Here is a 7719-nt window from a genome sequence, read left to right on the forward strand (position 1 = left end):
CGCCACGGGGGCGGGTCGGGTGGGGTCACTCGGCCGGGGCCGTGACCGCCTTCAGTGAGTAGTCCAGTTCGGACCCGTCGACGAGCAGCGCCTCGACCGCCCCCGTGGCGGGGTCGATGTCCGCTTCCATCCCGCCTCCGGTGTAGCGCGGGTATCCGGAGACTCCGGTCTCCCCCGTCGCCTCGACGACGGCCGCCCGTACCGCGTCGGCGGCGGCGCCCACGCCGCCACCTTCGACGTGCTCGGGAACCAGCAGGACCTCGAATCGCTTCGGTGCAGTCGTCATGCGCCGACGCTAACAGGCGCCGCCCCGCCGCCCGCCGAGCCACGGGCGCCGTACTCGAACTCCTGGCGGCTCATCCCGCCGGGGGCGCGGACGGCCGGGGACTCACGCGGCCGGGGCTCAACCAGCCGGAGGCTCGGACGGCCGGGGACGCGGACGGCCGGGTGGATCAAACAACCGGGGCGGGCGCTTCCTCGTCGTTCCGCGGTGAGGTCCGCGCCGACAACGGCTTCGCGATGTCCTCCAGGGACCGGCCCTCGGCGGCGACGGCGAAGAACCAGGCCACGACACCGGCGACGACCATCAGCGAGGCGCCGATGCAGAAGGCGAGGGCCGTGTCGCCGGGCACCCCGCTCGACGTCAGGTCGGCGAAGATCAGGGGTCCGGAGATGCCGCCCGCCGCGGTGCCGATCGCGTAGAAGAACGCGATGGCCATGGCCCGGGTCTCCATCGGGAAGATCTCACTGACCGTCAGATAAGCCGAACTGGCGCCCGCCGAGGCGAAGAAGAGGACCACGCACCAGCACGCCGTCATGGTGACGGCGCTGAGGTGTCCGCCGTCGAAGAGCCAGGCGGTCACGAAGAGCAGCACGCCCGACAGGGTGTAGGTGGTGGCGATCATCGTCCGTCGGCCCACCGTGTCGAACAACCGCCCGAGGCAGAGCGGGCCGAGGAGGTTCCCGAAGGCGATGACCGCGAAGTAGTAACCGGTGTGTCCGGTGGGTACGTCGAAGAACTTCACCAGGATCGAACCGAAGCCGAAGGTGATCGCGTTGTAGAGGAAGGCCTGCCCGATGAACAGCGCCAGCCCGAGCACGGACCGCTTGGGGTACGCGCGCAGCAGCGTCCTCGCGATGAGCAGGAACCCGACGCTCTCGCGCTGCTCGATGGTGATGGAGCTGCCCGGTTCCGGCAGGCGTGCACCGGTCTGCTGCTCCACGTCCCGCTCGACGTTCCGTACGAGTTCCTCGGCCTCCTCGTCGCGGCCGTGGATGAACATCCAGCGCGGGCTCTCCGGTACGTGCCTGCGGACGAGCAGGATGACCAGGCCCAGGACCACGCCCAGGCCGAAGGTGAGTCGCCAGCCGACGTCGGCGGGGAGGATGTCGGTGTTCAGGGCCAGTACGGACAGCAGGGCGCCCGCCATGGCGCCGAGCCAGAAGCTGCCGTTGATGATGAGGTCTACCCGGCCCCGGTACTTACTGGGGATCAGCTCGTCGATGGCCGAATTGATCGCCGCGTACTCGCCGCCGATGCCGAAACCGGTGAGGAAGCGGAACAGGAAGAACCACCACGCGGAGAAGGACACGGCGGTCAGCGCGGTCGCCGTGAGGTAGACCGCGAGGGTGATGAGGAAGAGCTTCTTGCGCCCGTACCGGTCGGTGAGCCAGCCGAAGAACAGGGCCCCCGAGCACGCGCCCGCGACGTACAGCGCGGCTGCCAGCCCGGTGACCTGCGCGTCGCTGATCGCCAGCCCGCTGCCCTTCTCGGAGAGCCTGCTCGCGATGTTGCCGACGACCGTCACTTCGAGGCCGTCCAGGATCCATACGGTGCCGAGCCCGATCACGATCATCCAGTGCCAGCGCGACCACGGCAGCCGGTCCAGCCGTGCGGGCACTTTCGTGGTGATGATCCCCGTCCGCGCCTCGTCAGCGTCACTCATCGGTTCTCCCAGGTTCTCCCGTTGCCTCGCGGGTGGCACCCACGGGCGTCGCGGGGGGACCCGAGGGCGCCCGTCCGCCGTCGGCGTTTACCCGTAGATCAACTGGACAAACTCGTGGCCCGTACAGGGCCGGCCCCGGGAGACGGAGGGGCCGGCCCGTGGTCCCGCGCCATGCCTAACGGGGTGTCAGGACGGCCCGGACCAGAGCGGTAACGAGGTTCGCCCGTCCGGTCATGGCATCGACCACCAGGTACTCGTGGTCGGCATGGGCGCCGCCGCCGATCGCCCCGAGGCCGTCGAGGGTCGGCACCCCCAGCGCTGCCGTGAAGTTGCCGTCGCTGCCGCCGCCGACCGCCCTGCCTTCGATGCCCGGCACCAGCCGCCGCGCCACCTCGAACAGCTGCTGCGACGCCGACTGGGGCATCGGGGGGCGGCCGATGCCGCCGCGGACCGAGATCTCCGCCTCGTCGAGATGCGGCGTCAGCGCCGCGAACGCGCTCTCGATCCGCTCCGTCTCCTCGGCCGTCTCCACCCGGACGTCGACGACGATGGTCGCCTCCGCCGGAACGACGTTGTCCAGGGTTCCCGCGGACGCGACGGTCGGGGTGACCGTCGTACCGGCCTCGGGGCGGCCCAGCGCCGCGATCGCCAGCACCTGGTGCGCCGCTTCGACCAGGGCGTTCACTCCGGCCTCGGGCTCCAGGCCCGCGTGCGACGCCCGGCCCGCGATGGAGACCTGGAAGGTGCCGCAGCCCTTGCGGCCGGTCTTGAGGGCGCCGCCGTCGGCCGCGCCCTCGAAGACGAGTACGGCGCCGCAGGCCAGGGCGCGTTCCTCGATGAGGGCGCGGGAGGAGCGGGAGCCCACCTCCTCGTCGGCGGTCACCAGGATCTCGACCCCCGAGCGGTCGTCGAGCGCCGCCAGGCCGTGCACCGCCTGCACCAGTCCGCCCAGCATGTCGAAGACCCCGGGGCCGCTCGCGTGCCCGTTCTCGACCGTGAACGGGCGGCGTTCGAGGGTCCCGAGCGGAAACACCGTGTCGTGGTGGCCGAGGATCAGCACCCCGGGTTCGCCGCCGCCCGACCAGTGGACGTGCGGCCCGGCCTCGCTCTCCACCAGGACGGCGTGCCCGCCGAGGCGGCTCTCGATGACGCCCGCGACGACTTTGGCCGATGCGCTCAAGGCGGCGAGATCGCGCGACGGGGACTCGGTCTCGACGAGGGTCCTGAGGTCGTCGAGCATCGCGTCAACACTCACGTGGCCGCTCTTGTCCGTGGTCATACGGCCAAGGCTAGCCGGGACGCCCCGAGGAGCGGGACAGCCCCTGGCCCAACGGCTCGTGGGACCCGTCCGACGGCGCGAGGCCCCGCTCCGACCGCTCGGGGAGCCGCTCCGACCGCTCGGGGGCCCGCCTCGGCGGTGAAGTCGGCGACCAGCCCGTCCGCGCACGGCTCGGCGCGCAGGTCGCGGTACAGCTGCGCGCCCAGCCGTTCGCAACCCTTGACCGATGTGCCATGCGCACGACAGCCCCGCGTCGGACCCGCGGGTGAGCGGGGCCGCGCGGGGCGGGATGGGCCGTTTCAGGCCCCGGTGCCGGAGTTCCGCTCGGGGAGCGTGTGCGCCGGATCGGCGTCGCGGGCGAGCTCCGCGTTGAACTGGGCTCCGCTGAGGAGGGCCAGGTTCGCGACCCACAGCCAGACGAGGAACACGACGATCCCGGCCAGCGATCCGTACAGGCGGCTGTAGGTACCGAACTGCGTGTACAGGGTGAAGAGGCCCGAGGCGCTCAGCCACAGCGCGGCCGCCAGCACCCCGCCGGGCAGGGCCCGGCGGGTCCCGCGGGCGCGCGCCGGGCCGGTCCTGAAGAGGATCAGGATCAGCGAGGTGACCACCAGCAGCAGGACGGGCCACCGCAGGACCATCACGGTTCCCGCGCCGCTGAACCCGATCGCGCCGGCGGCCCGGAGCGCGAGGGGGCCCGACGCCACCAGCCCCGCGGCCGCGACGACGAGTAGCACCAGCAGGGCGGCGGCGGTGAGCACCAGCGTGTGCGCGGCGCGCAGCGGCGGCCGGGTGTCGGGAACCCGGTACATCGCGTGCAGGGCGCGGCGGAAGACCGCCAGATAGCTCGACGCCGACCACAGGGCGCTCACCACACCGCTGATCAGCAGGGCCCACAGCGAGGACTGCTCCGAGACCAGCCCGTTGAGCGCGTCGCGCAGGACCACCGCGGACTGCGGGGGCGCGTACGAGGTGAGTTCGGCGATGAGGCGTTCTTGGGTCCGGTCCCCGGCCAGGCCCACCAGGGACACCGAGATCAGCAGGGCGGGGACCAGCGCGAGGACGGCGTAGTAGGTGAGGGCGGCCGCGTGGTCGGCGATGTTGTCGTCCCAGGCGCGGACCACCGTCCGCCACAGCGAGGCGCGGACCCGCGCCGCCGTACGCGCCGCGCGCCGCTTCCAGGTGTTCCGCGCCGCGCGCAGAGTGCTCGTTGCCACGGGGCACTCCTTCCCCCGGCCTGCCGGGTGATGCGCGCGGTCCGGGAACGCCGCGGTCGCAGGCGGGGCCGGGGGGACGTGCGCGAACGGCTCAGCCGGTCGCGGGCGGGCGTGGGGCGGGGATGGGAATGGGGATGGGGCGAGCGGTCGCGGTCCGGGTCAGGCCCGGTGCCCCGGGTCGGTGTAGTATCCGCCGATCTGGCGGTGGTAGTCCAGGTCACCGAGGTGCTTCTGCTTGTCGAACTCGGGCGCGGCCTTGATCTGGTCCTTGGTCCGGTCGACGTAGACCTTCCGCTCCTCCTGGTCGATGTGCGTGACCGTGCCCGCGGGCAGCAGGACCTCCTTGCCGAAGATCCACGGACCGGTGTCGACCACGAGGTACGAGGAGCCGACCTCGTCGGAGTGCTTGTCCACCGTGCCGACGGCGCCGTCCGACGCCTCCACCGCGTAGCCCGTCAGGTCGAGGGCCTCCAGATGACCGGAGGCCTCCCGGTATCCCCACACGTTGATGTTCATACGAACGCCTCCCTCGCCGGAAACGGCTCATTGTGCTGTCCTCCGCGCCCCTGCCCCTGATCAGAGCCCCCATGCGCCCGCAGAATCCCCGCCGTCCGCCACGTTTACGCCGCCCGATCCCGGTCAGACGGGTGGGCAGAGGGTGCCCGGCGCTCTGAGCGGTGTGGCGGGCACCCCCTGCCGGCAGCCGTACGCGGTCCCTCCCTTCCCCCCAGGGCCGGACCGCGTCCGGCGCGCCTCCTCGCCGGGACGGGTGCCGGGGCGCTACCTCTTGGGCCCGGTCCAGTCGTCGGGATCCGGGCGTCGGGCGCGCTCGGCTGCGCCGATGAACGAGGGAGCGTCAACGGTGGAGATCTGGACGAAGGACGTCTTCGGAGCGCCGTGCTGGGTGAGCCTGATGGCTCGCGATCTCGACACGGCCCAGCACTTCTACAGCGCGGTCCTCAGCTGGAAGTTCCGGCCCGCCCGCCTGGGCGACGCCTTCTCCGTCGGGGAAGTGGCCGGGGTGCCGGTGGGCGGCATCGGAGCCCTGGCGGGTGACCTGGCGGTACCGGTGGCATGGACCCCGTACTTCGCCGTCGAGGACGCCGACATCGCCGTCGAGCGGATCCGGGAGCGCAGCGGCACGGTCGCGGTGGGGCCGGTGTCGTTCGAGAGCGGCGGGCGCGCGGCGCTCGCGGCCGACGTCGACGGCGCCGTCTTCGGCATCTGGGAGGGCCCCGTGGCGCCGCACTGGCGGGTGGGGGCGGGCTACGCGCCCGCCTGGCTGGAACTCCGTACCCGCAACGCCTTCGACGCGGCGATCTTCTACGGCGGTGTCCTGGAGTGGGCGACCGGGCGCAGCGGGTGCTGCGAGGTGTCCTACGAGGAGGACCAGGTCGTCCTGCGGCATTCCGGTGAGCCGGTGGCCCGCCTGAACAGCGGGCCGGTCGAGGCGGCCGCGTACGCGCCCCATGCGCGGCCCCGCTGGCACGTGCACTTCCGTGTCGCCGACCTCGACCGGGCGGTCGCCGCCGCCACCTCCCTCGGCGGCAGTACGGTCGCGCTCCCCACCAGCCCGGACCCCGCCGAACCGTGGGCGACCCTGCGCGACCCCGACGGCGGGCTCTTCACCCTCACCACGGCGCGGAACCCGGCCGGGACGAGGGCCATCGGGTAGCCACCCCGTCAGCCCACCGGGTTCGTGTCAACTGGCAGCGGCGCCAAGCCATTTCGTTCGCCATCGACCTGCACATACGATCGGATCATGGGACCCCTTGAGCCACACCCGATCGAACTCATCGTCGGCCTGATCACTTTCCTTGCGGTTTTCGCCGTCCTGGCCAAGATCCTGCTCCCCCGGGTCGAGAAGACCCTCGCGGAACGCGAGGACGTCACCACCGGCACGCTGGCGCGGGCCGAAGAGATCCGCCGGGAAGCCCAGCGGGTCCACGCCGAGTACCAGGCCGCCTTGAGCGAGGCCCGGCACGAGGCCGCCCAGGTCCGCCAGGCCGCGCACGAGGAGGGGGTGGCGCTCCTGGCCGCCGTACGCGCCGAGGGGCAGCGGATGCGTGCGGAACTCATCGCCGCGGCCACCGTGCAGCGCGAGGCGGACGTCATCATCGCCGGGGCCGAGCTGCGGGAGGACGTACTCGGCCTGGCCACCGAGCTGGCCGGGCGCATCCTCGGCGAACCGCTGACCGACGCGGACCGCGCCCGCGCCATAGCGGAGGAATTCTTCGCCGAGGTCGACGCGGAGGGAGTGTCCGGCTCCGCCTGACACGTCGGCGCGCGTACGGCGTGCCCGCTCCCGGAAGGCGACCCCGCCATGCCCCTGCCGAATCTCCTCGCGGTCTTCGCGCACCCGGACGACGAGTCCCTGTCGGCGGGCGGCATGCTCGCCCGCCACGCGGCGGCCGGAGCCCGGACCGCGGTCGTCACCGCGACCTGGGCGCGGGACACCCGGCGCGCCGCCGAACTCGGCGACGCCCTGCGGATCCTCGGCGCGGGCGCGCCGCGGCTGCTCGGCTACGCCGATGGCGGGGCGCCGCGATCGGCCCCGGGCCGCGCCCGGTTCCGCGACGCGCCGCTCGACGAGACGGTGCGCCAACTGGTCCGGCACATCAGGGAGTTCAGGCCCGAGGCCGTCGTCACCCATGACGCGTACGGGGGCCTCACCGGGCACCCCGACCACCTCCACACCCACCGGGTGACCACGCTCGCGGTCCAGGCCGCCGGGCTGGAACAGCTCTACCCGGAGTCGGGCGCCCCCTGGCGGCCGAGCACCCTCTACCTCGCCACGCACCCGCACTCGGCCGCGCGGACCCTGGGCGGTCGCCTCGTCCGCGAGGGCGCCGCGATGTACAGCGTGCCGGACGAGTGGGTCACCGTGACCCTCGACGTACGTCCGTGGCTCGGGCAGAAGACCGCTGCGATCCTGGCCCACCGCACGGAGGTGGCGCGCGGTGCCCTGCCCGGGCGGCTGGCCGGTCTCCCACCAGCTGACCGGGACGCCCTGCTGGCCACCGAGTGGTACGTCCGCCGGCCGATCGGTGAGGCATGAGCCTCCCGGAACCGCCCCGGGCCGTCCACCTCGTCCGGGCCGGCTAGTGCCGTGACCGGAAGGTGCACCGGGTCGCGGCGCCCGGCACGGCACTACTGACCTTGAAGTCGTCTTGTCGTAGGGGCTGACGGTTGGTGATCGTCGCGGTATGCCGGTTGTATGAGGTATCCGCAGGGTGGGGGTCTGACCGCGGAGAGGCAAGCGTTCCGTGAGCGGGTC

The 7719-nt window shown here is 72.7% G+C and carries 8 protein-coding genes; 3 read left to right on the forward strand and 5 right to left on the reverse strand.

Annotation, left to right across the window (positions count from 1 at the left end; all coding sequences use genetic code 11):
• Positions 1–25: 25 nt before the first annotated feature.
• From QMF80_RS37510 to QMF80_RS37530, 5 genes are all read right to left on the reverse strand, one after another.
• A complete protein-coding gene (locus QMF80_RS37510; protein ID WP_283461855.1) occupies positions 26–286 on the reverse strand; it encodes a hypothetical protein in 261 nt (86 codons plus the stop codon).
• A 166-nt stretch (positions 287–452) separates the two neighbouring features.
• A complete protein-coding gene (locus QMF80_RS37515; protein ID WP_283461857.1) occupies positions 453–1946 on the reverse strand; it encodes an MFS transporter in 1494 nt (497 codons plus the stop codon).
• A gap of 175 nt (positions 1947–2121) precedes the next feature.
• The gene (locus QMF80_RS37520; RefSeq protein ID WP_283461858.1) at positions 2122–3225 is read right to left on the reverse strand and encodes a M20 family metallopeptidase; all 1104 of its coding nucleotides are present in this window, start codon (positions 3223–3225) and stop codon (positions 2122–2124) included.
• 299 nt (positions 3226–3524) lie between these two features.
• On the reverse strand, positions 3525–4442 hold the full coding sequence (locus QMF80_RS37525; RefSeq protein ID WP_283461860.1) for a YihY/virulence factor BrkB family protein: 918 nt from the start codon (positions 4440–4442) through the stop codon (positions 3525–3527).
• Between the two features lie 159 nt (positions 4443–4601).
• Positions 4602–4958, reverse strand: a complete 357-nt coding sequence (locus QMF80_RS37530; RefSeq protein ID WP_283461862.1) for a PRC-barrel domain-containing protein — start codon at positions 4956–4958, stop codon at positions 4602–4604.
• Between the two features lie 397 nt (positions 4959–5355).
• On the opposite strand from QMF80_RS37530, the gene QMF80_RS37535 reads away from it, so the two are divergent.
• The 3 genes from QMF80_RS37535 (at position 5356) to QMF80_RS37545 (ending at position 7500) form a co-directional block, all read left to right on the forward strand.
• A complete protein-coding gene (locus QMF80_RS37535) occupies positions 5356–6117 on the forward strand; it encodes a VOC family protein (RefSeq protein ID WP_283461868.1) in 762 nt (253 codons plus the stop codon).
• A gap of 87 nt (positions 6118–6204) precedes the next feature.
• Positions 6205–6717: a F0F1 ATP synthase subunit B family protein gene (locus QMF80_RS37540; protein ID WP_283461864.1), complete on the forward strand. Its 513-nt coding sequence runs from the start codon at positions 6205–6207 to the stop codon at positions 6715–6717.
• Positions 6718–6765: 48 nt separating this feature from the next.
• Positions 6766–7500 (forward strand): PIG-L deacetylase family protein, encoded by a 735-nt coding sequence (locus QMF80_RS37545; protein WP_283461866.1) that lies wholly within the window; start codon positions 6766–6768, stop codon positions 7498–7500.
• The last annotated feature ends 219 nt before the right edge of the window (positions 7501–7719 follow it).

This window comes from Streptomyces sp. G-G2 (genome assembly GCF_030063135.1).
Taxonomy (GTDB): domain Bacteria; phylum Actinomycetota; class Actinomycetes; order Streptomycetales; family Streptomycetaceae; genus Streptomyces.